Genomic DNA, 25,394 nt, shown 5'->3' on the forward strand with positions numbered 1-25,394 from the left:
CTCAGTTTAGGAGAGGTCAAGGATGAAAAAATTGATTCTGTTGGGTTTTTGCTTCGGTAGTGCAAACATAAGCATACAAATTTTATCTTGTGTGATTAGAGTCACGTTTAGGTTTTGTATTTTGGCTCGAAAAGGTAAAATCTGTTCAATCCTGATTATGTGAATAACCAAATGAATAAGTCTGACTGGATGCCAACCGCATCGATAGAGCAACTGCAGCAACGTGCACAACTTTTAGCGTCAATACGTCATTTTTTTGCACAAAGAGATGTACTGGAAGTGGACACACCTGCAATGAGTCACGCTACGGTGACGGATATCCACTTGCATACCTTTCAAACGGAGTTTGTTGGTCCTGAGTACGCCAACGGAAGCCGCCTGCATCTAATGACAAGCCCTGAATTTCATATGAAGCGATTGCTGGCAGCAGGAAGTGGCTCTATTTATCAAATCAACAAAGCGTTTCGTAACGAAGAGAATGGTCGTTATCACAACCCGGAGTTCACTATGCTGGAGTGGTACCGTGTTGGTTTTAACCATCATGACTTGATGGATGAAATGGATGACCTGTTGCAAATGGTATTAAAAGTGGGCGCTGCAGAGCGTATGACATACCAAAATGCATTTTTAACAGCATTAAAGGTTTGTCCGCTTGAAGGTTCTATGGCTGAGCTGAAAAAAGTGGCTGCGCGATTAGGTTTAAGTGACATTGCTGAGCCAGAAGAAGACAGAGACACTTTATTGCAGCTTCTGTTCAGTATTGGTGTCGAACCGCACATCGGGCAGCAAGTACCAGTATTTGTTTACGACTTCCCTGCATCTCAAGCGGCATTAGCGAAAATTAACCCGCACGATCCTAGAGTTGCAGACCGTTTTGAGGTCTATTTTAAAGGGATTGAACTGGCAAACGGATTTCATGAGCTGGACAACGCGAAAGAACAGTTAGCGCGTTTTGAGCAAGATAACCGTAAGCGATTGCAGATGGGATTAGAGGAACAACCTATCGACTATCATCTGATAGCCGCTCTAGAGGCGGGGCTGCCAGAATGCGCCGGTGTTGCTTTAGGCATTGATCGTTTGATTATGTTGGCCTTGGGTGAGGACCATATTGATAAAGTGACAGCATTTCCCTTCCCACGAGCGTAGTTCGCTTCACATTGCCTTAAATGTGGGGAAAGAAGCTGAAACCATGACACATGCCAAGGATTATACGTGGTAACTACTCGCCTCAGGCGTTTAACCTCGTTATACTCCTTGTCTGATTTTGAACCACCATTTTTTGATATACAACGGTAAGAGCGCAGGACATGCAAGAATACATTCAGTTTTTCCAACAAAATATGATCCTCTCACTAGCTTGGGTCGGTATCTTAGTTGCGTTGATTTTTAATATTTATAAATCTGCAACAGCAACATACAAAGAGCTCACTGCACCAGAAGTGACTCAGCTTTTAAACCGCGAGAATGGTGTTGTTGTCGATATTCGTGCGAAAGACGAATTCAAACGTGGTCACATTACTGACGCACTTCACATTTTGCCGACTGATATCAAAGCGAATAACTTTGGTCCGCTTGAAAGTCATAAATCTGACCCAATCATTGTGGTATGTAAGATGGGACAAACTGCTCGTGAAAGTGCAGCTTTACTTACTAAAGCTGGTTTTGAGAACGTAAGTGTTCTTAAAAATGGCATTACAGGCTGGGTTGATGCAAAACTTCCGCTTGTTCGTGGTAAGAAATAACACCCATAACCGATTTGAAATACTGCCTTAAATGGCAGTATTTGATTGAAAGAGAAGTGATGTTTTACACGTATTTTTCTGGAACATATTTAAGTAATGTCTCAGCCTCGTGATTCAGAACGTTCTCGGTTAGTCTCAGGGTATCAACCTTGACCGGAATTTATCAGTATTAAGGATTTAAAAATGGCTGAAGCAGCAACACAAGACGCACAACAAAACTTCGCAATTCAACGTATTTTCCTAAAAGATGTTTCTTTCGAAGCGCCAAACTCTCCAGTAATGTTCCAAAAAGAATGGAACCCAGATGTAAAATTGGACCTGGACACTCAAAGCCGTGAACTGGGTGAAGGCGTTTACGAAGTGGTTCTACGTTTAACAGTTACTGTTAAGAATGCTGAAGAAACAGCTTTCCTATGTGAAGTTCAACAAGGCGGTATCTTCACTGTTGAGAACATGGAAGCGGGTCAACTAGCTCATTGCCTAGGTGCATTCTGCCCGAACATTCTATTCCCATACGCGCGTGAAACTATCTCTAGCCTAGTGGTTAAAGGTACTTTCCCTCAACTGAACCTAGCACCAGTTAACTTTGATGCATTGTTCATGAACTACCTACAACAGCAAGCTGCTGGTCAAGGTACAGAAAGCGCTGACGCTTAAGGCAATAGCGGTTTAAATATGTAGCCATTCGTGGCAATGAATGCACAGCGTACTTGATGAGTACGATGTGCATTTTTATTTTGACCCAAGCTCAGTCAAATCATTGGCTTGATCCTAAGTAGGATTGGCATATTGGGCTTTGGGTATAAAATTAGTGTTAACAAACGATTATTCATCGGGCGGAACAATGACAGACGCACAAGTAAATAATGCTTACGGTAAAACAGTATCCATGACAGTTATTGGTGCTGGCTCTTACGGAACCTCTTTGGCAATTTCATTAGCACGTAATGGCGCTAACATTGTTCTTTGGGGGCACGAAGAAGAGCACATGGCTAAATTACAGGCTGATCGCGCTAACCAAGCGTTTTTACCGGGTATTGATTTCCCTGACTCTTTGATTGTTGAATCTGATTTGAAAAAAGCAGTGGAAGCGTGTCGTGATCTGCTGGTGGTTGTTCCGAGCCATGTGTTTGGTATTGTACTGAACAGCTTAAAGCCGTATTTGCGTCCTGACACTCGATTGTGTTGGGCAACCAAAGGTTTGGAGCCAAAAACAGGCAGACTGCTACAAGATGTTGCTCATGATGTGATTGGTGATAGCCACTCATTAGCTGTGTTATCTGGGCCAACGTTTGCCAAAGAACTGGCTATGGGTATGCCGACCGCTATCTCAGTGGCGTCCCCAGATGCGCAATTTGTGAAAGATCTGCAAGAGAAAATCCACTGTAGTAAAACTTTCCGCGTCTATGCAAACAGCGACTTTATTGGTATGCAGCTTGGCGGCGCAGTGAAGAACGTTATTGCGATCGGTGCGGGGATGTCGGATGGTATTGGCTTTGGTGCCAATGCGCGTACAGCACTGATTACTCGTGGTCTTGCTGAAATGACTCGCCTAGGTATTGCGTTAGGCGCTGAAGCTGAAACCTTTATGGGTATGGCTGGTTTAGGTGACTTAGTGTTGACCTGTACTGATAACCAGTCACGAAATCGTCGTTTTGGTCTAGCGTTAGGTCAAGGTAAAGATGTCGATACTGCTCAAGTGGAAATCGGCCAAGTGGTTGAAGGTTATAGAAATACCCAAGAAGTGTGGGCGCTTGCTGAGCGTATGGGTATTGAAATGCCTATAGTTGAACAAATTTATCAAGTATTGTATCAAGGGAAGGATGCACGCTTAGCCGCTCAAGATTTGCTTGCGCGAGACAAAAAAGCGGAACGTTAACCTTGTATCACGGGTCAGGATCTCACTCGATATTACTATAAATACAGACCTGACTTTGAATGAACGTCCGGGACACATAAACCAATGAAATTGTGCGAAAAAGAGAAAGTTTGGCAGACCATCGTTAAGGAAGCTCGCGAACAGTCTGAACAGGAGCCAATGCTCGCCAGCTTCTATCATGCAACCATCATTAAGCATGATAGTTTGGCCTCGGCATTGAGCTACATTCTTGCAAACAAATTGAACACTGCTTCAATGCCTGCAATGGCAGTGCGTGAAGTGGTTGAAGAAGCCTTTGCTGCTGATCCTAGTATTACGGAATCTGCTGCGTGTGATATTTGTGCGACCGTTAACCGTGACCCAGCGGTATCGATGTACTCAATGCCACTGCTTTACCTCAAAGGTTATCACGCGTTGCAAGGATACCGAGTGGCTAACTGGCTTTGGAAACAAGGCCGCGTGGCGCTGGCTACTTACCTGCAAAACCAGATTTCTGTCGCTTGCCAAGTGGATATTCACCCAGCAGCGCGTATTGGTCGAGGCATCATGCTTGACCACGCAACGGGGATTGTCATTGGTGAAACGGCTGTGGTTGAAAATGACGTTTCTATCCTTCAAGACGTCACCCTTGGTGGTACAGGTAAAGAGTGCGGTGACCGTCATCCGAAAATCCGCGAAGGTGTGATGATTGGTGCGGGTGCGAAAATTCTGGGCAACATTGAAGTGGGCGAAGGGGCGAAAATTGGCTCGTGCTCGGTAGTGCTTCAAGCGGTTCCTCCACATACGACTGTAGCTGGTGTTCCAGCGCGTATTGTCGGTCGTCCACGTTCTGAGAAACCATCCTTCGATATGGACCAGCAGTTTAACGGTCGCGTACAGACATTTACAGGTGGCGACGGTATTTAGCTCGCTGCGTGAACAGAAAAACAAAAAGGGATAATGCAGAGCATTATCCCTTTTCTTTATCTCGTAAAGCAGAGTGAGTATGACGTTGGCGTATTAGCCAATAGCATCAAGCTCAGCCATAACTTCTTCAGCCCACTCAATCCAAGTTTGACGAAGAAGTAAATTACGACGCAGTGTCAAACGCTCTAAACGTTGCTGCTTGTCTAATACTGCAGGCGTTGCGTAGTAGGCAGCTTCGATTTCTTGATAGTGCGCAACAAGCTTGCGAGACTCTTCAACCAGTTCACCTAGTTGAGATCTAAAAGGTGCAGACGGTTGAACTGAGCAAGCAATAAGCTTAGCGCTAAATTCATCTCGTACAGTTGGGTGAGCTGTTGGTTGCTCGAACCATTCGCCCAACGCACTGCGGCCAGATTCTGTAATTGAATAGACTTTTCTATCAGGTTTACCTTCTTGCGGTTCCAAAACACAAGTAACCAAACCTTGTTGGCCCATTTTGTTCAGTTCGCGGTAAACTTGTTGATGACTGGCTTTCCAGAAGTAACCAATACTTGCTGAAAATTCTTTTGTGATGTCGTATCCCGTAGCATCACGTGTGCTTAGAACAGTGAGAATTACGTGTGGTAATGACATGTCTTTTTATCCAAAGTGGTTAAGTAAGTTTTAAAATTGCTTAACTATCGTTTGTGCTTCTGTTGGCACGTGTTTTTTAAACACTTAATAGTTAGAAAACTTAAGCAAATTCAGCACAAGTGTGCTGTTCATGTCACCTTTAAAGCCGTTTATCACCTAGAGGTAGTTATGCGTATGCATACCTCGCTACGATCTCTTTTTTATTAGTGTCGGTATCGTAGAGGTGCAGTAGTATATCTAAATAATAAGCATAAAGTAGAATACAAGAGCGATTTGATTCAAAAAACTGATATTATTCTCAATAAAATTCCCAAGCAAAATAAAAGGCCGCTAAGTTGCGACCTTTTGGTTTTTTAACAAAATATAATTCTGTCAATTAGCCTGTGTTACGCATACCTGCTGCAATACCAGCAATCGTCACCATCAGTGCTTCTTCCAGCTCCGTTGCCGGTGTTTCTGTTTGACGAGTACGGTACAGCAGTTCTGCCTGTAGCATGTTCAACGGTTCTACATAGATACTGCGCAGACGGATTGATTCCTGACCCCAAGGATCACTTTGCATCAGATTCTCGTTGTTCTCTACATTTAGCACCGTTTTGATGTCTTTTTGTAGCTGATCACGCAGACGCTGGCCGAGTGGACGTAGCTTCTCATCAACCAGACGCTCATCATAGTAACGAGCCAAATCAACACTGCATTTGGTGTACACCATTTCAAGCATACCAAGGCGAGTTGAGAAGAATGGCCACTCGCGACACATCTCTTCAAGCAGAGCTTGGTGACCTTTATCAATCGAGTACTGAATTGCCTCACCAGCACCCAACCACGCAGGAAGCATCAAACGGTTTTGGCTCCAAGAGAAGATCCACGGAATCGCACGTAAGCTTTCTACGCCACCATTCGGGTTACGTTTGGCAGGACGGGAACCGAGAGGCAGTTTGCCTAGCTCAAGTTCAGGTGTCGCTTGACGGAAGTAAGGAACAAAATCAGGCTCACCACGAACCACGTGGCGATAGGCTTCACAAGAAACTTCTGAAAGTGCATCCATCAAGTCACGCCAATCTTGTTTTGGCTCTGGTGGTGGCAGTAGGTTTGCTTCAAGGATTGCACTTGCGTACATGTTGAAGCTGTTCACGGCAATTTCTGGCAGACCAAGCTTAAAGCGAATCATCTCACCTTGCTCGGTTACACGCAGACCACCTTTAAGGCTCTTTGGTGGCTGAGAAAGCAGTGCTGCGTGTGCTGGCGCACCACCACGACCGATTGTGCCGCCACGGCCATGGAACAGCGTCAGTTCAATACCTTCTTGGTCACATACTTTCACCAGTGAATCCATTGCACGGTATTGTGCCCAGCCAGCAGACATTACGCCCGCATCTTTCGCTGAATCTGAATAGCCGATCATCACCATTTGGTGGTTTTGGATGAAGCCTCGGTATAGGTCGATGCTCATCAGTTGCTTGATCACGTCTTCAGCGTTGTTCAAGTCATCCAATGTTTCGAACAGCGGGCACACGTCCATACGGTAAGGACAGCCTGCTTCTTGAAGCAATAGGTGCACGGCAAGCACATCAGAAGCAGTGCGAGCCATAGAGATCACGTATGCACCAAACGCTGCGCGTGGTTGTGCAGCAATGATCTTACAAGTATCAAGAACCTCTTGAACTTGCTCAGAAGGCTGCCAATCACGAGGAAGAAGAGGGCGCTTAGAGCTCAATTCATTGGTTAAGAATGAAATCTTGTCTTGTTCGCTCCAGTGATTGTAATCACCGATACCTAGGTAACGAGTCAGCTCAGACAGAACATCCGCGTGGCGAGTACTTTCCTGACGGATATCAAGACGCACTAAGTGAACGCCAAATGCTTTGATACGGCGTAAAGTGTCTAGCAGTGAACCGTCAGCGATGACACCCATGCCGCACTCATGCAGTGACTTATAACACGCGTAAAGCGGGTCCCAAAGCTGGCTGATGTCCTGCAGTGGTGCTTTCTTAGGAAACTTCTCACCGTGAACTTTGGCATCCAGAACTTCGAGAGTTTCTTGGAGCAGTGAGCGTAAGCCTTTTAGAATTGCGCGATACGGTTCATGTTCATTTTCACCGGCAAGTTGGCGTAGCTCGTCACTGCATTTGGTCATCGATAATTCGCTAACCAACTCGTTAATATCGCCTAGGTAAAGGTCCGCCGCTTTCCAACGAGAAAGTAGCAATACTTCACGAGTAATGGTGTGAGTGACAAATGGGTTGCCGTCTCGGTCACCACCCATCCAAGATGAGAAATGAACTGGACGAGCGTCTAGAGGCAGACCTTCGCCCAAGTATTCTTTTGCACGCTCATTCAGATCACGCAGGAACTCAGGTACAGCTTGCCATAGAGAGTTTTCTACAACAGCAAAGCCCCATTTTGCTTCGTCTAATGGTGTTGGACGTTGCTGACGAATAACATCTGAATGCCAGCTTTGAGCAATTAATTGTTCTAGACGGCGTTCAGTTTTACGACGTTCTTTAGAGGAGAGTTCGGTTAACTCGAGTCGAGACAGACACTCATTTATTTTTACCAACTTGTTGATCATCGTACGACGAGTGATCTCTGTTGGGTGAGCGGTCAATACCAGCTCAATGTTGAGTTCGCGTAGTGCCTGTGCGGTATCAAGTTTGCTAATAGAATTCTGGCTGAGTTTTGAAAACAGAGCATGGATTGCATCTGGTTCACACACGTTCTCTTCGCAATGGCGAGAAATGGTGTGGTACTGTTCAGCGATATTGGTCAAATTCAAAAATTGGTTAAAAGCACGAGCCACCGGAGTCAATTGCTCGTTGGGAAGGCTTTTTATCTCTTCAATAAGTAGATTCCGATCCGCTTGATTACCTGCCATCGCAGATTTTGAAAGCTTACGAATGGTTTCCACTTTCTCCAAAATAACGTCGCCATCTGCATCTTGAATGGTTTTACCCAATAGATGCCCAAGCATGCTTACGTTACTTTTGAGTGCAGAGTATTGTTCGTTCATTGTCATCCTGCCTTGTAAAAAAATTACATCCTGTGTTCCTTGTTAGAAAGACAATTTATCTAAGTTTGCCCAGTCTAGTCAAATGATGCTGGTGATATCTTTGCCAGTTTTTACCTGTTTGTGTGTAATGTAAGTTTGCTCAATTTGAGTGGTTTGTTGGAATTTTCTTACAAAACAACAAGACGTTAATCACATTGTTATTAATGTGTTATGTCTTGTTGTTTGGCGGTTATAAGTCGTGAACTAGAAGCAGTATTTGTACATCGCCTTAGAAAGGATGTTAATTGTCGGGTCGATGAACTCGAAGGCCAAAAATTCGTCTGGTTGGTGAGCTTGGTCGATAGAGCCCGGCCCCATGACCAGTGTCGGACACAACTCTTGTAGGAACGGAGCTTCAGTACAATAGTTAACCGTTTGAGCTTCAACGCCGGTGATTTCGCTGATCCCCGCAATAAATGGATGGTCGTGCTCACATTCATAGCCTGGAATGGCATCGTGCAGCGGTTCGATCTCAATTCGTCCCGGCCATTTCTCTTGAACTTGAGTCAGCGCGCTACGCAGCATGTTGTCTAAACCATCAAGGCTAATTCCTGGGAGAGGGCGAACATCATAGTGAAGTTCACAGCAGCCACAGATACGATTCGGGCTATCGCCTCCGTGGATATGTCCTAGGTTTAAAGTAGGGCTTGGAATATCAAAACCTGGGTGGTGATACTCTTTGACTAACTTATCGCGCAGTTGCATCAGCGCATAAAGTACTTCATGCATGATCTCAATTGCATTCACGCCTAGAGCTGGGTTTGAAGAGTGACCCGATTTCCCCGTCACACGAATGGCATTTGCCACATGTCCTTTATGGCCACGTACAGGCACTAAGCTGGTTGGCTCACCAATAATGCAGTAGTCAGGTTTGAAGGGGGTGTTCTGCGTGAAGTGACGCGCGCCGAGCATGGTTGTCTCTTCATCACAGGTTGCCAATATATAGAGAGGCTTTTTCTGTTTGCTCCAGTCCACTTTCTTCACTGCTTCTAAAATAAAAGCAAAGAAGCCTTTCATATCGGCAGTACCTAAACCATAGAAGCGGTTATTCGCTTCAGTTAACGCATGCGGATTGAAGTTCCAGCGACCCTCGTCAAAAGGAACGGTATCACTGTGACCGGATAGCAGTAAGCCGCCTTCACCTTCGCCTTTTTTAGCAATCAGGTTTTGTTTGCCCGGAGCAACTTGAACCACGTCCACTTGAAAGCCCAAAGCGCTGCACCAGTCCGCTAATTTGGAAATGACTTGTTCGTTACCTTCATCCCAACGACTATCGGTGGAGCTGATGGATGAGGTTGAAATAAGACCTTCATAAACCTCAAGGAAACTTGGCAATTGCATATATTATTTGCTCCTACTATTGACAGAATTACGTTGAAACTGTAAAACACATATTAAATCACTTTTAGTGAATAAAAAACCGATAAAAGTGCCAAATTTAAATATTTATAGTCACTTTTAATTGTCGATTTTTTACTCGATTTAGGACGTTTTGAGATGTTAAAAACCACCATCATCGGCGCAAGCGGCTATACCGGAGCAGAACTGGCTCTTATGGTGCACAAACACCCTGAGCTCACGCTATCAGGTTTATACGTTTCAGCCAACAGCGCTGATGCAGGAAAGTCAATTGGTCAGTTACACGGCAAGCTATCAGGTCTGCTTGATGTGCCAGTGCAACCTTTAGTGGATGTTGAAAAAGTCGCGCAAGAGTGTGACGTGGTGTTTCTGGCGACTGCACATGAAGTCAGCCACGATATTGCACCTGTTTTTCTGGCTAACAACTGCCAAGTTTTCGATCTTTCTGGTGCTTACCGTGTCGATGGTGAGAGTTTCTATACTCAATACTATGGTTTTGAACATCAGCATGCTGAGTGGCTTAAAAAGGCGGCTTACGGCTTAGCTGAGTGGAACCTCGAAAATATTAAACAGAGTCAATTGGTTGCTGTAGCTGGTTGTTATCCAACCGCTTCTCAATTAGCGATTAAACCTCTGATTGAAAGTGATTTATTAGATTTACAACAGTGGCCTGTGATCAATGCGACCAGTGGTGTATCGGGAGCTGGCCGTAAAGCCACTCTAACGAACAGCTTCTGTGAAGTGAGCTTGCAACCTTATGGCGTGTTTACACACCGTCATCAGCCAGAAATTGCCACTCACCTTGGTCGTGAAGTGATATTTACACCACATTTAGGCAATTTTAAACGCGGTATTTTAGCCACTATCACGATGAAGCTGGCACAAGGTGTAACCGCTGAGCAAGTGAACCAAGCATTCACTCAAGCTTACCAAGGTAAACCTGCTGTACGTCTGCGCTTGGATTCTTTACCACGTATCCAAGATGTTGAATTTACTCCGTTCTGCGATATCGGTTGGAAAGTGCAGGGCGAACATATCATTGTCGTTTCAGCAATCGACAATTTATTAAAAGGTGCATCGAGTCAAGCGATGCAGTGTTTAAACATTCACTACGGTTTCGATGAGCTTACAGCTCTGGTGTAAGGGTTATATATGACGGATACAAAACTAGATCCATTGGTGATTAAGTTAGGCGGCGCAGCTCTGTCTTGTTCAGAGACGCTAAGTAAGCTTTTTAGCGCAATCGCACAGTATCAAGCCCAAGCTCAGCGACGAATTGTTATCGTTCACGGTGGCGGTTACCTTGTGGATGAACTAATGGCTAAGTTGCAGTTACCAACCGTTAAAAAAGACGGTCTACGTGTAACGCCTTACGACCAAATTGGTGTAATTGCTGGTGCTCTAGCAGGCACAGCGAACAAGATGCTGCAAGGTCAGGCAATTAAAGATGGCTTAAACGCTGTGGGTTTATGTCTGGCTGATGGTGGTTTATGTGTAGTAGAAGAACTCGATCCTGAACTGGGCGCTGTCGGTAAATCAAAGGCAGGTGATGGCACTGTGACTAAGCTTCTGCTTGAAGCCGGTGTCGTGCCAATTATCAGCTCGATTGGTCTGACAAAAGACGGTCAAATGATGAACGTAAATGCTGACCAAGCGGCAGTCTCTGTTGCCAGCGCACTGGATGCAGAGTTAGTTCTTCTATCTGACGTGAGTGGTGTACTGGATGGCAAAGGTCATCTGATTGCATCCCTTGATGAGTCAAAAGCAAAAAGCTTAATTGAAGGTAAAGTGATTACCGACGGCATGATCGTAAAAGTAAATGCTGCATTGGATGCCGCAAAAGAGCTTGGTCGTCCGATTGAAGTGGCGACATGGCGTTACCCAGAAAAGCTTGCCAAGTTATTCTCAGGTGAAAGTATCGGTACTCAATTTTTACCTCAGTAATCAATTAGAAATAGCTATTTAAGAACAACTAATTTAAAACTGTTAGTCAACAAAGGTTGTTCGTTAAACAAACGAATTTTAAGGAATCCTGAGCCCTGACCGCCAAGTGCAGAGCCAGATATTTGGAGATATAAAATGAGCAAAGTTCAAGTCAAAAAAGTTGTCGTAGCCTACTCTGGCGGTCTAGATACATCAGTAATCATTCCATGGTTGAAAGAGAACTATGAGTGTGAAGTAGTGGCATTTGTGGCTGATGTTGGCCAAGGCGCAGAAGAGTTAGTTGGTATCGAAGAAAAAGCTATCGCTTCTGGTGCTTCAGAGTGTTACGTCGTTGACCTGAAAGAAGAATTGGTAAAAGACTACATCTACCCAACGCTAAAAACGGGTGCGTACTACGAAGGCAAATACCTACTAGGTACTTCTATGGCTCGTCCTGTTATTGCAAAAGCGCAAGTAGAAGTTGCTCGTAAAGTGGGTGCTGATGCACTGGCTCACGGTTGTACTGGTAAAGGTAACGACCAAGTTCGTTTCGAAGGCGCATTTGCAGCACTAGCACCAGATCTACATGTTATCGCTCCTTGGCGTGAATGGGATCTAGTGAGCCGTGAAGAGTGTCTGGACTACCTAGCTGCACGTAACATCCCATGTGCTGCGTCTCTGACTAAAATCTACTCTCGTGATGCAAACGCATGGCACATCTCAACAGAAGGTGGCGTGTTGGAAAGCACTTGGAATGCGCCAAACGCAGATTGCTGGGCGTGGACTATAGACCCAGAACAAGCACCAAACGAAGCTGAATACGTCACTCTGAAAGTGAAAAAAGGCGAAGTGGTTGCAGTAGACGGTAAAGAGCTATCTCCATACCAAGCACTTGTTGCTCTGAATGAGAAAGGTGTGAAACATGGCGTTGGCCGTATCGATATCGTTGAAAACCGTCTAGTAGGTATGAAGTCTCGTGGTTGTTACGAAACTCCAGGGGGCACTATCATGATGGAAGCGCTACGTGCCGTTGAACAACTTGTTCTAGACAAAGCTTCTTTTGAGTTCCGTGAAGAAATCGGTATCAAAGCTTCTCACCTAGTGTATGACGGTCGTTGGTTCACTCCGCTACGTAAATCAGTATTTGCTGCGGCAGATGCACTAGCTGAAGACATCAACGGTGAAGTGGTGATCAAACTTTACAAAGGCCAAGCAACAGCAACACAAAAACGTTCTGAAAACAGCTTGTACTCAGAAGAGTTCGCAACCTTCGGTGCAGACGAAGTTTACGACCAAAGCCATGCAGGCGGCTTCATCCGTCTTTACTCTTTGGCTAGCCGTATCAGAGCTCTTAACGAAGCGAAGAAGTAATACCTTAGCTCCCGTCAAAGGGAGCTGAATTAGAAACAAAAAAAGGATCGCTCAAGCGCGATCCTTAATTATAAAAAACACTTAAACACTGGCAGAAATGAAGTATTCTTTGGTCAATTAACCAAGGAATTAGATGCAGGAGAAGCACAATGGCATTATGGGGCGGAAGATTTACCCAAGCAGCAGATACGAGATTCAAAGAGTTTAATGATTCATTACGCTTTGATTACCGATTAGCTGAGCAAGACATTGTGGGTTCTATTGCATGGTCTAAAGCATTACTTTCTGTAAACGTACTGAGTGAAGACGAACAGCAAAAGCTTGAGTTGGCATTGAATGAACTCAAACTGGAAGTGATGGAAGATCCTGAGCAGATTCTGCGTTCAGACGCTGAAGATATTCACTCATGGGTAGAGCAGCAACTGATCGGTAAAGTCGGTGACTTAGGTAAAAAACTTCATACTGGCCGTTCACGTAATGACCAAGTCGCGACCGACTTGAAACTTTGGTGTCGTCAGCAAGGTCAACAGTTGCTAATCGCGCTTGATCGTCTACAAAGCAAAATGGTTTCAGTGGCAAGAGAGCATCAAGGTACGGTGCTGCCGGGCTACACCCACTTGCAACGTGCTCAGCCTGTAACTTTTGCTCACTGGTGCTTGGCTTATGTTGAGATGTTTGAGCGTGACTATTCACGTGTCAGTGATGCCATTAAGCGTCTTGATACTTGTCCGCTAGGCTCTGGTGCTCTTGCTGGTACAGCGTATCCAATGGATCGTGAAAAGCTGGCTCATAACCTTGGTTTCCGTCGTGCAACGCGTAACTCTCTGGATTCTGTATCAGACCGCGATCACGTGATGGAACTGATGTCTGTTGCTTCTATCTCTATGCTGCACCTTTCTCGTCTGGCTGAAGATATGATTTTCTACAACTCAGGTGAGTCTGGTTTCATTGAGTTGGCAGATACTGTCACTTCAGGTTCATCACTGATGCCACAGAAGAAAAACCCAGATGCGCTTGAGCTTATCCGTGGTAAAACTGGCCGTGTTTACGGTTCGTTAGCGGGCATGATGATGACGGTTAAAGCGCTACCTTTGGCATACAACAAAGATATGCAAGAAGACAAAGAAGGTCTGTTTGACGCTTTGGATACTTGGAACGATTGTATGGAAATGGCTGCGCTATGTTTTGAGGGCATCAAAGTGAACGGTGAACGTACACTGGAAGCGGCAAAACAAGGCTATGCAAACTCAACCGAGCTAGCGGATTACCTAGTAGCGAAAGGTATTCCATTCCGTGAAGCGCACCATATCGTGGGTGTGACTGTGGTTGCTGCCATTGCCAAAGGCTGCGCGTTGGAAGAGTTAACGCTAGAAGAGCTGAAAGCCTTCTCGCCAGTGATTGAAGACGATGTGTATGCGATTCTGACCATTGAGTCTTGTTTGGAAAAACGTAGTGCTCTTGGTGGCGTAGCGCCTCATCAGGTGGCTTACGCAGTCGAGCAAGCAGAGTCGCGTTTATCTAAACGAGATGCCACATCTGTGAAGGTGCGTCCTGCTCGCTTAACGGATATTGAAGCTTTGGAAGGTATGGTGACTTACTGGGCGAATATGGGTGAAAACCTACCACGTTCTCGTAATGAAATCGTGCGCGATATTGGCTCATTTGCTGTGGCGGAACATAACGGTGAAATCACTGGGTGTGCTTCCCTCTATGTTTATGACTCTGGCTTAGCGGAAATTCGCTCACTCGGCGTTGAAGCGGGTTGGCAAGGTCAAGGGCAAGGTACAGCGATTGTTCAATATCTGGTAAATAAAGCGCGTCAAATGGCGATCAAGAAAGTATTCGTACTGACTCGTACTCCCGAGTTCTTTATGAAGCTGGATTTTATTCCAACATCTAAAACTTTGTTGCCAGAGAAAGTTCTCAAAGATTGTGAGAAATGTCCTCGTCAGCATGCTTGTGATGAAGTTGCGCTTGAAGTGAATGTTTCAGAACAGCTAATTACTAAGATGAAAGTTGCATAAGCTATTGAATATTAAGTCTGGAAAATAAGATCGAAAAAAGATCAAAATTTTCTGGAACCAATCAGAAAAAGCACGGTCTACTTTAATACCACTGCTTTTTCTTAGAAGAATCTAAGAGAGCCCTAAAACAATTATTGATTTTAGGGCTTTTTCTTTTTCTGGAGGAATCATTTTCCCCTCCGTTATACGTTCCCTAATAATTGATGTCTCTTAACTCGTCTCTAATCGTCTTTTCCTTGTCGTTTGCGCCAAGGAAGAATGACGAATTTCATCCATAGGTGTAGAAAAAGCAGAGCGTTGAAAGCAAAGCCTGCGATTATCAGCGCGATAGATTCAATACTGCGTGGATCTTGCTTAAAGAAGAAAAACCATACCACCCAGCAAAGCACAGACAAAACGGTGAGCTGATCCATGCAACGCTGGCATTTACCTATCTTCTTCCAAAACCAATTTTGTTGGCAGTTACTGCAAGCCATCTCTTTCACCCTAAAGAAATTATCGTATCGAGTTTAATCTCATTATCGTTATATAGATTAAATTAGTCACAAAATCTTTGATAGTTCCAATCAGTTGATGTTATGGTTTTGATAGTTCAATTCTATCGGGGTGAATAATGAATATTCGGGACTTTGAATATTTGGTTTCGTTGGCTGAGCACAAGCATTTTCGCAAAGCCGCGGAAGCGTGTTTTGTCAGTCAGCCAACACTAAGTGGTCAGATTCGTAAATTGGAAGATGAACTGGGCACAGTTTTACTGGAACGAAGTAGTCGACGGGTACTTTTTACTGAGTCTGGTCTGCAATTGGTTGATCAGGCGAAACGAATTTTAAGTGAAGTAAAAACCTTCAAGGATATGGCGAGCAAGCAGACCGGCGCAATGACGGGACCGATGCACATTGGCTTCATTCCGACTCTTGGCCCGTATTTGTTGCCTAGGATTGTGCCATCCTTAAAAGAGCATTTTCCTGAACTGGAACTCTTTCTGCACGAAGCTCAAACTCACCAGCTTGTGCAGCAGTTGGAAGATGGTAAGTTGGATTGTTTAGTTCTGGCTGCGGTAGATGAAACGGCTCAGTTTAAAGAGATTGATGTTTACGATGAACCCATGAGTATCGCTGTTCCATGTGATCATCCTTGGGCGGTTCGCGATGAAGTCGACATGTTAGACCTTAACGGTAAGACGGTGTTGGCCCTTGGTGATGGACACTGTCTGCGAGATCAGGCGTTAGGTTTTTGCTTTGCGGCGGGCGCAAAAGATGATGATCGTTTCAAAGCTACCAGTTTAGAAACGCTGCGCAATATGGTGGCTGCGGGGGCGGGAATTACCTTGTTGCCAAAGCTTTCTCTGCCTAAAGAAAAAGTCAAAGATGGCGTTTGTTATATAAAAGCGGTAAACCCTGAGCCATCACGTCGACTAGTGGTGGCATACCGACCAGGTTCACCATTGCGTCAGCGCTTTGAAACTCTGGCTAAGTTGATGAAAGAAACCTTAGAAGCTCAAGTCTGACAGAATAAAACCCATAAAAAAGAGGCTGTTAAGCCTCTTTTTTATTTTTGATGCAGCAGAGTTATCTAGAACAACTCGTCGCCACCGCTATTTGAGTAAATATCACCAGACAGGCTTTCTTGAACGTACTCTTTTGGCTCAGTACCTTTTAAGAAATACTCGAACATTGAGGTTTCATCCTGCTTGTTCGTCAGTAAGCCTGTATCACGGTCAATACGCACACGGACAATATTGTTCGGCAACGTTTTCTCTTGTTCAGGAACACCTTCCAGAGCCTGGCTCATAAACTCAATCCAAGCTGGCTGAGCCGTTTTTGCACCCGCTTCAGCACCTGCAACATCATCTTCGATGTTTGGATTTGGTATGGTCTTACCTAGGTTTCTGCTGTGTTCATCAAAACCTACCCAAGCAATCGCCACAATACCCGGAGCATAACCGTTGTACCAAGCATCTTTAGAGTCGTTGGTTGTACCTGTTTTACCGCCGATATCTCTGCGCTTAAGGGCTTGAGCACGCCAACCTGTACCGTTCCAACCTGTTTTCTCAGCCCAGTTACCGCCACCCCAAATGTTGCTGTACATCATTTCGCGAACAAGGAATGCTGTCTGTTCAGAGATAACTTGCTTAGCAATGTGAGTTTCAACGTCTTGCTCATCAAACTCATTTGTAGCTTTTGGACAGTTTTGACGACAAACAATCGTCGGTTCGGCTTCAAATTCTAATTCACCGTATGGGCCTTCTACTTTTTGAATGTAGTATGGCTCAACGTAGTAACCACCGTTGGCAAATACAGAATAACCTTGCGCCATTTTTACTGGCGTTAAACTGCCTGCACCAAGCGCAATAGTTTCAGATTTTGGTAGTTGGTCGATATCAAAACCAAAGCGAGTCAGGTATTGACGAGTATCTTCCAAGCCTACTTCACGCAACACACGAACGGCCATTACGTTCTTAGATTGTGCCAAACCAATACGCACGCGCGTTGGACCTGTGTATGTTGGTGGTGAGTTCTTAGGACGCCATGCAGTGCCTTGGCTTTCGTCCCATTGGTTAATTGGCGCGTCGTTGATGAGTGTCGCCAGTGTCAATCCTTTATCTATAGCAGCGGCGTAGATAAACGGTTTAATACTTGAACCTACCTGACGTACCGATTGAGTAGCGCGGTTGAACTTGTTGTGAACAAAGTTAAAGCCTCCGACAAGTGCTTCAATCGAACCGTTTTCAGGATCCATAGCAACAAAAGCCGTGTTGGCATTTGGAACTTGGCTTAGTTGCCAAACCGGATTTTCGGACTCATCTTCAGAGACTTTACGTACCCAGATTTGTTCACCAGCTTTCAGAATATCTTTGGTACTGGTTGGAAGAGGACCTTGGCGATCGTCAGTAATAAAGCGACGAGCCCAGTTCATGTTATTCCAATCAATAGTGAATTCACCTTGGTTCTTAACCCAAACTGTCGCTGATTTTGCTTCAGTGTTCAGAACAACTGCTGGAGAAAGCTCACCATAAGTCGGTTCATTCTTAAGATGTTCAACAATTTGTTCTTCAGTCCAAACCGCTTGGCCAGATTTCCACAACTCTTTCTCTGCTCCACGGTAGCCGTGGCGTTCATCGTAGGCAATCAGGTTATGAATTGCGGCCAAGTTTGCCGCTTGTTGGCGTTTAGAATCTACCGTGGTGTAAATGTTCATACCTGAGGTATAAGCATCTTCGCCGTAGCGTTCAATCATCCACGCACGTGCAATCTCTGCCACATAAGGAGCGTTAAGTTCGATCTCTGCGCCGTGATAGTTGGTTGGCAGAACTTCGGCACGAGCTTGTTCATACTGTTCTTGAGTAATGTACTTTTCAGAAAGCATACGAGCCAAAACCACATTACGGCGGTTGGTTGCGCGTTCTAAAGAGTAGATAGGGTTCATCGTTGATGGTGCTTTTGGCAGACCAGCGATAAGCGCGATTTCACCTAAGCTTAAATCTTTTACTTCTTTGCCGAAGTAAGACTGAGCGGCAGCCCCAACACCGTATGAACGATAGCCCAAATAGATTTTGTTCAGGTATAGCTCAAGAATTTCTTCTTTTGATAACAGCTGTTCAATATGGATTGCGATAAAAATCTCTTTGATTTTACGCATGATTTTCTTCTCGTTAGACAAGAAGAAGTTACGAGCCAACTGCTGAGTGATGGTACTTGCACCTTGAGAAGCACTGCCTGATGCAACAACTGCAAAGGCCGCACGGGTAATACCAATCGGGTCAAAACCATAATGGTCATAGAAACGAGAGTCTTCGGTTGCAATGATTGCCTCAATCAGCTCTTTTGGCATCTCTTCCAGTTTAAGAGGAATACGACGCTTCTCACCGAACTGAGCGATGAGCTTGCCATCTTTACTAAAGACTTGCATTGGAGTTTGCAGCTTAACGTCACGCAAAGTAGCGACATCAGGCAGCTCTGGTTTCACATATAAATAGAAACCAAAAATTGTACTGACTCCAAGAGCTGTGCAAATCAATGAAAAAATTATTAAACGCTTTATGAACTTCACCGGAGAATCCCTGTTTAGTAGAGGCTGCCTTAATGCAAACCCTAGTACTCTAAGCTAAAAATTTAGCTCTCAAAAGTAGTTACCGCTTATTTCCCCATTTAATAGGCGTAATGAGCGGAGCTTTCTTATTGGAGTAGAGCTATATGGTTCAATCATTAGTTATGGGTGTCGATATCGGCCACCATAGTATTAAAGCAGTGGTCCTAAAACCTGCAGGCAGTAAGTATACGCTGTTAGGTTATAAGGAAATACGAGTTGCTGACGATATTTTCGCTGATAACCATGCCTTGGTTTATCAGAAAATTGTAAAGAAACTCAAAGAACTAAAAAAGGGTTTACCTTTATTTAGTCGAAAAGTTGTTATCGCCATCCCCGATAACACAGTAATTAGTAAAGTATTACAGATAGATAGCGAACTTGAACCCAATGAACGCGAGTTCGCTATTCATCAAGCGTTTTCTCATCAATCCCCTTACCTGATGGAAGAAGTCAGTCTGGATTTTATTCCAGTAATCAAGCATCAATCGGCTGAGGCAAAGGCCAGTAAAAATAATATAGCAGCCTACCAAGTGTATGCCACTAAGCGAGACGTTGTAGAAAGCCGAGCAGTGGCTTTAGAAAAAGCGGGTTTCAAGCCGATTCTGGCTGAAGTACAAACCCATGCTTTAGTCCAGTTGTGGCAACTGTTCAGCAAAGCTTATGCTCGAACAGATTGGTTGCTGGTGGATGTCGGTCATACCCAGACCACCTTGTGTTTAGACTTTGCCAATAAAGCACCTTTCTATAAGCAAATTGCGGAAGGCGTTTCGCAGGTACCAACTCAATCAGAAAATGAAGATTCTGTAGTAATAAAAGACAACATCAATGAGCTGGTGGATAAGATCGCCAAGCAAATTCAACTGTTCATATCGGTAAACGGTGCGACCAGCCTTACTGGAATTTGGTTAACTGGCGGCGGGGCAAATATCGACGCGATACAAAGTGCGTTGATAGAGAAGGTCGATCTTATGTGCGGCGTGCTAGACCCATTTAGCGTATTCCATGACAAAGCAACTAAGCGTCACCGTTCAGAATCGCCTGTAGCGGCCTTTGCCACAGCGGCAGGGCTTGCGGCTCGGGGCATCAATTGGTTGGAGGTTGAACATGCTGCATAGCATTAACCTTCTTCCATGGCGCGAAGCCCAAAAGCAAGCTCACAGACAGCGTTTCATTCATCTTTCTGTGCTGGCGGTTAGTCTCGCTGTCGGTATGCAATGGGCAGCGGGATGGTATATCGATGATCAAGTGACACAAGAGAAAGGTCGAGTTGATTTTCTGAGTCAGCATATCGCGGAACTGGACAGACAAATCAATTCCCTCAAACAGGTTGAAAAAGAGTATCAGGACCTGATGGTTCGTTTTGACATGGTTGAATCGCTGCAGAAAAAACGAAACAAAACCACTCAGTTTATGGATCTGATTCCCCAGCTCATTCCTGAGGGTGTGTACGTTGACCAAATGAATATGAATGGTCACAGCATTGAACTTCGAGGTATCAGTGACAGCACGGCTAGGCTGGCGACAATGTTGGATCTGTTGGAGAACTCTTCTTATATCTCGGATGTTGAAATGCATTCTATCGTGTCTGGCAGCCATCGATTTGGGAAGCAATTTCAGAGCTTTCAAGTGTCGTTTTCGTTCCACATGGAAGCAAGTGAAGCTGCGCCTTTAAAGGAGGTGAAGAATGGGTGATTTTAAAAACCTAGAGCTTGACGAAATATTGGATTGGCCGCGATTGCCACAGCTCGTGATGTTGCTGCTTGCTGTCGTGCTGATTCAAGGTGCGGGATACTGGTTTTATCTTGTGCCCAAGCAAGACCACTTGAGCGCGCTCATTGAAGAAGAACAAACGCTAAAATCCACCATTCAAATTAAAGCGCATAAAGCTGCAACTCTGCCGCAACTCAAAGCTCAACTCGATGAGCTCTCAGAACGTTATGACTATTTGTTACAGCAACTGCCCGAGCAGAAAGAGCTGGCCAGTATGTTGGCTGCGGTGAATGAGTTGGGCATCAAACATCAGCTGAGTTTCAATCGGATGGATTGGGGTGAAAAAGAACAACAAGCATTTTTATATCGCCTGCCTCTGAATCTTGAGCTGACAGGTGAGTATCACCATATTGGCCAGTTCTCACAAGCCATCGCTCAGTTGCCAAGAATTATCTATTTCGAGAACGTTGATTTTCAGCGAATCAGTCAGGACAGCCAGAATTTGAGTGTCAATGTACGAGCCTTTACCTATCAGTATCAGCCTGATTTACCAGCCTCAGGAGGTCAGCAATGAAGAGAAAATCCTGTTGTTGGGTCTTGATGTGTGCGGGGTTGTTAGGGTGTCAGGCCAATGAAGACTCACTTGCAGACTATATCGAACAAGTCACGCTTCAAGCGCGAAAGGAGATCGTTCCACGACAACCCGTCGTACCTTTTGAAGCTTTTTTATACGTGAATACCAAAGCTAGAGAGCCTTTCGAGCTTCCAAGAGAAGCGGTGACTCAAAATCAACCTAAGGCGAAAAAAGACTGTTGGCAACCAATGCCTCGTAAGCAAAAGGATCCATTAGAAAGCTATGCCTTAAGTCAACTGAAGTTTAAAGGCGTAATGAGTAATGGCAAAAGTACGTCAGCATTGATCCAGACTCCAGAAGGAAAACTGGAGTCCATAGCAAAGGGTCAATATATCGGTATCAACCATGGAAAAGTGTCTGAGGTCAACAAGCAGTACTTGTTAATCAAAGAGACTTTGCCAGATGGCTTAGGGTGTTGGAATCAGCGCAGCATCAAGCTGGCTCTGAAGTAGATTGTGGAGAAAACGATCATGAATAAATGGCTTCAAATAAGGCATCACGCTATCAGGCGTATGTTAGTAACCCTATCTCTTTGTCTTGCCCCTACTGTCATGGCAAGTAGTGATAATGCGATTCCAAATCAACTCAGTAATATTGATTTCAAAATTAATGCAGATAAGGCAGCTGTGATCATCATTGAGTTAGCCTCTGCTTCCTCAGTGGTGGATGTGTCAAAGAGCGACCAAGGTTTAAACATTGAACTACTTAATACACAAGTTTCAGACGATAAACTGTTTGTTTTAGATGTCTCTGATTTCGCGACGGTTGTAGAGACTATTGAAGTATTTCGCCAGCAGTCGAATGGACTTCTCGAAGTGAAGGTGAAAGGGGACTATCAATACGACTATCAGCTAAATAAGAATGTATTAGAGGTGGTGATCCGTAAGTCTGAGCCACAACCTAAACAAGAGCAGAAAGCTTTGTTAGAACAAGACAACAAGCCAATCTCGTTTAACTTTCAAGATATCCCGGTTCGCAATGTATTACAGCTTATAGCGGACTATAACGGCTTTAACCTCGTGGTTTCTGATTCGGTAACAGGCAATATGACACTGCGCTTGGATGGTGTGCCTTGGCAAAAAGCGCTCAATATCATTCTTGAAGCGAGAGGTTTGGACAAACGAATCGATGGTAATGTCATTTTGGTCGCACCAAAGAGCGAGCTTGATTTGCGTGAGCAACAAGAACTTGAGAAGGCGCGCATGGAAGAAGCGTTGGGCGATTTGCAGTCTGACATCATTAAAATCAGCTTTGCCAAAGCTTCAGATATTGCCGAGATGATTAATGGTGAAGGGGCTCTCACTATGCTGTCTGAGCGAGGCTCTATCAGTATTGATGAAAGAACCAATGCGCTGTTGATTCGTGAATTACCAGAGAACATTACGGTTATTCGAGACATAGTAAAGTCTTTAGATGTGCCGGTGAAACAGGTTCAGATTGAGGCTCGTATCGTGACGGTTAATGAAGGTGACTTAGAAGAGCTTGGGGTTCGCTGGGGATTCACTTCAACCAATGGCAGTCATACTGCTGGAGGCAGTATTGAAAGCAATCTGTTTGTCTCGGATCTGTATGATTCTGGTGATGGTGAAGGTGGTGACAGCGGAAAAGGTACGGTTCCGGTAGACGATTTTCTGAATGTCAATTTAGCCGCGACGGCCGCTGGCGCATCGAGTATTGCTTTCCAAGTCGCCAAGTTAGGAGCCGACACACTGTTGGACCTAGAACTTTCCGCACTTCAAAGAGAGTCTAAAGCTGAAATTATTTCCAGCCCGAGATTGATCACCACCAATAAAAAGCCTGCCTACATTGAACAAGGTACGGAACTACCTTATTTAGAAGCGTCTTCCAGCGGTGCGACGACTGTTTCGTTTCGTAAGGCGGTGTTGAGCTTAATGGTGACGCCACAAATCACACCGGATAACCGATTGGTTCTCGATCTCAGTGTGACGCAAGACCGTGTAGGAGATGTCGTAAAAACAGGTACTGGTGAAGCGGTTGCGATTAATACTCAGAGAATCGGAACTCAGGTACTGGTCAATAATGGCGAAACGGTTGTTTTAGGCGGAATTTTTCAGCACAGCCTAACCAACTCAGTTGAGAAAGTGCCTTTATTAGGTGATCTTCCGTTATTGGGAGCTTTATTCCGTCGAAGCTATGAAAAAATGGGGAAAAGTGAGTTACTAATATTTGTTACGCCTAAGGTGGTTATTCAATAACTTATCGCCTTTATTCATTCTCAAACAAAATTAAAGTTGCATTAGTGCCACCAGATCTAGATAATTTCGGGTCTTATCACGAAATATCTGTGAGGAATAGGTGCCACAAGCATTCCTATCGTTGACTTATGTCCGACGAACTTTGTGGCGATGTCATTGAATTAACGTTGTAAATTACTGCTAAACATGGCTGAGAAACGCAATATTTTTCTTGTCGGTCCTATGGGCGCCGGCAAAAGTACAATTGGTCGACACCTAGCTCAACAACTGCATATGGAGTTTTTAGACTCTGATACAGTGATCGAAGAGCGCACTGGTGCAGATATCGCATGGGTATTTGATGTTGAAGGTGAAGAAGGTTTCCGCAAGCGCGAAGAAACTGTGATTAACGATCTCACCGAACAGCAAGGTATCGTTTTAGCGACAGGTGGTGGCTCAGTATTGAGCAAAGAAAACCGTAACCGCCTATCTGCACGTGGTATTGTCGTATATTTAGAAACCACCATTGAAAAGCAACTTGCTCGCACAAACCGCGACAAAAAGCGTCCTTTGCTACAAACGGACAGCCCGCGAGAAGTTTTAGAAAGTCTCGCTGATGATCGTAACCCACTGTATGAAGAAATCGCGGATATTACCGTACGTACAGATGATCAAAGTGCAAAAGTGGTAGCCAACCAGATCGTAAAAATGCTAGAAGAACATTAATTTGTTCTTTTAATTGGAGTGCAGACCATGGAACGGATCACGGTCAGCTTAGGTGAACGTAGCTACCCAATCTCAATTGGTGCCGGATTATTTAATGATCCGGCTCTTCTTTCTCTTTCCCCAAAACAAAAAGTCGTTGTCATCACTAACCATACAGTGGCTCCATTGTATGCAGATAAGATCACAGCGTTACTCGACCAGAAAGGTTGTATCAGTTCTGTCTTAGAGCTGCCTGACGGTGAAAAATACAAAACCTTAGAAACATTCAATACGGTTTTGAGCTTCCTGCTTGAGCATAATCACAGCCGAGATGTTGTAATTATTGCGTTGGGTGGCGGTGTTATTGGCGATCTTGTTGGTTTTGCTGCGTCTTGTTACCAGCGTGGTGTCGATTTCATTCAGATACCGACGACCTTGCTTTCTCAAGTGGACTCTTCTGTTGGTGGTAAAACCGCAGTGAACCATCCTCTGGGTAAAAACATGATTGGTGCGTTTTACCAACCGAAAGCGGTCATCATCGATACAAACTGTCTTGCCACTCTTCCTGAGCGAGAATTCGCCGCAGGCATGGCTGAAGTGATCAAGTATGGTATCATCTACGACGAAGCTTTTTTCTTTTGGTTAGAACAACATATGGATGAACTCTATGCGTTGGATGAGCAAGCTCTGACGTATGCGATTGCTCGTTGTTGCCAGATTAAAGCAGAAGTTGTTGCTCAAGATGAAAAAGAGTCAGGCATTCGTGCACTGTTGAATTTAGGTCATACATTCGGTCACGCGATTGAAGCGGAACTGGGTTATGGCAACTGGTTACATGGCGAGGCAGTTTCTGCTGGCACCATGATGGCGGCGAAAACAGCCCAACTACAAGGTTTAATTACTGAACAACAAGTTGAACGAATTCTATCTATATTTAAAAGAGCAAAATTACCGGTACATACCCCAGAAAGTATGTCTTTCGATGACTTTATGAAACATATGATGCGCGATAAGAAAGTACTAGCGGGTGAGTTACGTTTGGTATTACCAACCAGCATTGGTACTTCTGACGTAGTGAAAGGCGTGCCGGAAACCATTATTGAGCAGGCGATAGATTATTGCCGCACCCTATAGCGGGGTGCTTACTTCAGGGTAATGCTGTTTTCCTTTAGGAT

22 protein-coding genes are annotated in these 25,394 nt (G+C 44.7%); 17 read left to right on the forward strand and 5 right to left on the reverse strand.

Annotation, left to right across the window (positions count from 1 at the left end):
* Positions 1-171 precede the first annotated feature (171 nt).
* The 5 genes from epmA to cysE all read left to right on the forward strand — a co-directional run bounded on the left by epmA (position 172) and on the right by cysE (position 4,527).
* Entirely contained in the window at positions 172-1,146 is a 975-nt protein-coding gene (epmA, locus tag HKI82_RS13740) for an elongation factor P--(R)-beta-lysine ligase (RefSeq protein WP_171138334.1), read from the forward strand.
* Positions 1,147-1,307: 161 nt separating this feature from the next.
* Positions 1,308-1,742, forward strand: coding sequence for a rhodanese-like domain-containing protein (locus HKI82_RS13745; protein ID WP_171138335.1), 435 nt, complete (start codon positions 1,308-1,310; stop codon positions 1,740-1,742).
* A gap of 183 nt (positions 1,743-1,925) precedes the next feature.
* Complete coding sequence (gene secB, locus HKI82_RS13750) at positions 1,926-2,399, forward strand: protein-export chaperone SecB (protein ID WP_102941206.1); 474 nt, start codon at positions 1,926-1,928, stop codon at positions 2,397-2,399.
* A 187-nt stretch (positions 2,400-2,586) separates the two neighbouring features.
* Complete coding sequence (gpsA, locus tag HKI82_RS13755; RefSeq protein WP_171138336.1) at positions 2,587-3,621, forward strand: NAD(P)H-dependent glycerol-3-phosphate dehydrogenase; 1,035 nt, start codon at positions 2,587-2,589, stop codon at positions 3,619-3,621.
* An 84-nt stretch (positions 3,622-3,705) separates the two neighbouring features.
* Entirely contained in the window at positions 3,706-4,527 is an 822-nt protein-coding gene (gene cysE / locus HKI82_RS13760) for a serine O-acetyltransferase (RefSeq protein ID WP_102941204.1), read from the forward strand.
* Between the two features lie 93 nt (positions 4,528-4,620).
* Here cysE and HKI82_RS13765 read toward each other — a convergent pair whose 3' ends face one another.
* The 3 genes from HKI82_RS13765 to argE form a co-directional block, all read right to left on the reverse strand.
* Positions 4,621-5,160, reverse strand: a complete 540-nt coding sequence (locus tag HKI82_RS13765; protein ID WP_102941203.1) for a PadR family transcriptional regulator — start codon at positions 5,158-5,160, stop codon at positions 4,621-4,623.
* Between the two features lie 376 nt (positions 5,161-5,536).
* Positions 5,537-8,170, reverse strand: a complete 2,634-nt coding sequence (gene ppc / locus HKI82_RS13770) for a phosphoenolpyruvate carboxylase (RefSeq protein ID WP_171138337.1) — start codon at positions 8,168-8,170, stop codon at positions 5,537-5,539.
* A gap of 243 nt (positions 8,171-8,413) precedes the next feature.
* Positions 8,414-9,550: an acetylornithine deacetylase gene (argE, locus tag HKI82_RS13775; protein ID WP_042485055.1), complete on the reverse strand. Its 1,137-nt coding sequence runs from the start codon at positions 9,548-9,550 to the stop codon at positions 8,414-8,416.
* Between the two features lie 156 nt (positions 9,551-9,706).
* Between argE and argC the strand changes: the two genes are divergently transcribed.
* The 4 genes from argC (at position 9,707) to argH (ending at position 14,886) form a co-directional block, all read left to right on the forward strand.
* Positions 9,707-10,711 carry an N-acetyl-gamma-glutamyl-phosphate reductase gene (gene argC, locus HKI82_RS13780; RefSeq protein ID WP_171138338.1) on the forward strand — a complete coding sequence of 335 codons (1,005 nt, stop codon included), beginning with the start codon at positions 9,707-9,709 and terminating at the stop codon, positions 10,709-10,711.
* Positions 10,712-10,720: 9 nt separating this feature from the next.
* A complete protein-coding gene (gene argB, locus HKI82_RS13785; protein WP_171138339.1) occupies positions 10,721-11,512 on the forward strand; it encodes an acetylglutamate kinase in 792 nt (263 codons plus the stop codon).
* Positions 11,513-11,647: 135 nt separating this feature from the next.
* Positions 11,648-12,862, forward strand: a complete 1,215-nt coding sequence (locus HKI82_RS13790) for an argininosuccinate synthase (RefSeq protein WP_102941200.1) — start codon at positions 11,648-11,650, stop codon at positions 12,860-12,862.
* Positions 12,863-13,011: 149 nt separating this feature from the next.
* Positions 13,012-14,886, forward strand: a complete 1,875-nt coding sequence (gene argH / locus HKI82_RS13795) for an argininosuccinate lyase (RefSeq protein WP_102941199.1) — start codon at positions 13,012-13,014, stop codon at positions 14,884-14,886.
* A gap of 221 nt (positions 14,887-15,107) precedes the next feature.
* Here argH and HKI82_RS13800 read toward each other — a convergent pair whose 3' ends face one another.
* The gene (locus tag HKI82_RS13800) at positions 15,108-15,362 is read right to left on the reverse strand and encodes a DUF3624 domain-containing protein (RefSeq protein ID WP_171138340.1); all 255 of its coding nucleotides are present in this window, start codon (positions 15,360-15,362) and stop codon (positions 15,108-15,110) included.
* Positions 15,363-15,499: 137 nt separating this feature from the next.
* Between HKI82_RS13800 and oxyR the strand changes: the two genes are divergently transcribed.
* A complete protein-coding gene (gene oxyR, locus HKI82_RS13805) occupies positions 15,500-16,393 on the forward strand; it encodes a DNA-binding transcriptional regulator OxyR (protein ID WP_102941197.1) in 894 nt (297 codons plus the stop codon).
* A gap of 65 nt (positions 16,394-16,458) precedes the next feature.
* Here oxyR and HKI82_RS13810 read toward each other — a convergent pair whose 3' ends face one another.
* Positions 16,459-18,936: a penicillin-binding protein 1A gene (locus tag HKI82_RS13810; RefSeq protein WP_171138341.1), complete on the reverse strand. Its 2,478-nt coding sequence runs from the start codon at positions 18,934-18,936 to the stop codon at positions 16,459-16,461.
* Positions 18,937-19,079: 143 nt separating this feature from the next.
* Between HKI82_RS13810 and pilM the strand changes: the two genes are divergently transcribed.
* From pilM to aroB, 7 genes are all read left to right on the forward strand, one after another.
* Entirely contained in the window at positions 19,080-20,090 is a 1,011-nt protein-coding gene (pilM, locus tag HKI82_RS13815; RefSeq protein ID WP_102941195.1) for a type IV pilus assembly protein PilM, read from the forward strand.
* Positions 20,080-20,667 carry a PilN domain-containing protein gene (locus HKI82_RS13820; RefSeq protein WP_171138342.1) on the forward strand — a complete coding sequence of 196 codons (588 nt, stop codon included), beginning with the start codon at positions 20,080-20,082 and terminating at the stop codon, positions 20,665-20,667. The genes pilM and HKI82_RS13820 overlap by 11 nt, the downstream gene beginning before the upstream one ends.
* Positions 20,660-21,259, forward strand: a complete 600-nt coding sequence (locus HKI82_RS13825) for a type IV pilus inner membrane component PilO (protein WP_171138343.1) — start codon at positions 20,660-20,662, stop codon at positions 21,257-21,259. Before HKI82_RS13820 ends, HKI82_RS13825 begins: the two co-directional genes overlap by 8 nt.
* Complete coding sequence (locus HKI82_RS13830) at positions 21,256-21,771, forward strand: pilus assembly protein PilP (protein WP_171138344.1); 516 nt, start codon at positions 21,256-21,258, stop codon at positions 21,769-21,771. The genes HKI82_RS13825 and HKI82_RS13830 overlap by 4 nt, the downstream gene beginning before the upstream one ends.
* An 18-nt stretch (positions 21,772-21,789) precedes the next feature.
* Positions 21,790-23,535 carry a type IV pilus secretin PilQ gene (locus HKI82_RS13835; protein ID WP_102941191.1) on the forward strand — a complete coding sequence of 582 codons (1,746 nt, stop codon included), beginning with the start codon at positions 21,790-21,792 and terminating at the stop codon, positions 23,533-23,535.
* 186 nt (positions 23,536-23,721) lie between these two features.
* The gene (gene aroK, locus HKI82_RS13840) at positions 23,722-24,240 is read left to right on the forward strand and encodes a shikimate kinase AroK (protein WP_042485096.1); all 519 of its coding nucleotides are present in this window, start codon (positions 23,722-23,724) and stop codon (positions 24,238-24,240) included.
* A 27-nt stretch (positions 24,241-24,267) separates the two neighbouring features.
* Entirely contained in the window at positions 24,268-25,353 is a 1,086-nt protein-coding gene (aroB, locus tag HKI82_RS13845) for a 3-dehydroquinate synthase (protein ID WP_171138345.1), read from the forward strand.
* Positions 25,354-25,394 lie beyond the last annotated feature (41 nt).

It is taken from the genome of Vibrio plantisponsor, assembly GCF_013041605.1.
In the GTDB taxonomy this organism is placed as follows: Bacteria; Pseudomonadota; Gammaproteobacteria; order Enterobacterales; family Vibrionaceae; genus Vibrio; species Vibrio plantisponsor.

Coding starts and splice junctions, on each gene's coding strand:
- argE (WP_042485055.1), bottom strand. CDS start 9,550: ATGCAATTGCCAAGTTTCCTTGAGGTTTATGAAGGTCTTATTTCAACC.
- ppc (WP_171138337.1), bottom strand. CDS start 8,170: ATGAACGAACAATACTCTGCACTCAAAAGTAACGTAAGCATGCTTGGG.
- argC (WP_171138338.1), top strand. CDS start 9,707: ATGTTAAAAACCACCATCATCGGCGCAAGCGGCTATACCGGAGCAGAA.
- HKI82_RS13790 (WP_102941200.1), top strand. CDS start 11,648: ATGAGCAAAGTTCAAGTCAAAAAAGTTGTCGTAGCCTACTCTGGCGGT.
- aroK (WP_042485096.1), top strand. CDS start 23,722: ATGGCTGAGAAACGCAATATTTTTCTTGTCGGTCCTATGGGCGCCGGC.
- cysE (WP_102941204.1), top strand. CDS start 3,706: ATGAAATTGTGCGAAAAAGAGAAAGTTTGGCAGACCATCGTTAAGGAA.
- gpsA (WP_171138336.1), top strand. CDS start 2,587: ATGACAGACGCACAAGTAAATAATGCTTACGGTAAAACAGTATCCATG.
- HKI82_RS13765 (WP_102941203.1), bottom strand. CDS start 5,160: ATGTCATTACCACACGTAATTCTCACTGTTCTAAGCACACGTGATGCT.
- HKI82_RS13835 (WP_102941191.1), top strand. CDS start 21,790: ATGAATAAATGGCTTCAAATAAGGCATCACGCTATCAGGCGTATGTTA.
- oxyR (WP_102941197.1), top strand. CDS start 15,500: ATGAATATTCGGGACTTTGAATATTTGGTTTCGTTGGCTGAGCACAAG.
- HKI82_RS13825 (WP_171138343.1), top strand. CDS start 20,660: ATGGGTGATTTTAAAAACCTAGAGCTTGACGAAATATTGGATTGGCCG.
- secB (WP_102941206.1), top strand. CDS start 1,926: ATGGCTGAAGCAGCAACACAAGACGCACAACAAAACTTCGCAATTCAA.
- HKI82_RS13745 (WP_171138335.1), top strand. CDS start 1,308: ATGCAAGAATACATTCAGTTTTTCCAACAAAATATGATCCTCTCACTA.
- argB (WP_171138339.1), top strand. CDS start 10,721: ATGACGGATACAAAACTAGATCCATTGGTGATTAAGTTAGGCGGCGCA.
- HKI82_RS13830 (WP_171138344.1), top strand. CDS start 21,256: ATGAAGAGAAAATCCTGTTGTTGGGTCTTGATGTGTGCGGGGTTGTTA.
- HKI82_RS13800 (WP_171138340.1), bottom strand. CDS start 15,362: ATGGCTTGCAGTAACTGCCAACAAAATTGGTTTTGGAAGAAGATAGGT.
- HKI82_RS13820 (WP_171138342.1), top strand. CDS start 20,080: ATGCTGCATAGCATTAACCTTCTTCCATGGCGCGAAGCCCAAAAGCAA.
- pilM (WP_102941195.1), top strand. CDS start 19,080: ATGGTTCAATCATTAGTTATGGGTGTCGATATCGGCCACCATAGTATT.
- epmA (WP_171138334.1), top strand. CDS start 172: ATGAATAAGTCTGACTGGATGCCAACCGCATCGATAGAGCAACTGCAG.
- aroB (WP_171138345.1), top strand. CDS start 24,268: ATGGAACGGATCACGGTCAGCTTAGGTGAACGTAGCTACCCAATCTCA.
- argH (WP_102941199.1), top strand. CDS start 13,012: ATGGCATTATGGGGCGGAAGATTTACCCAAGCAGCAGATACGAGATTC.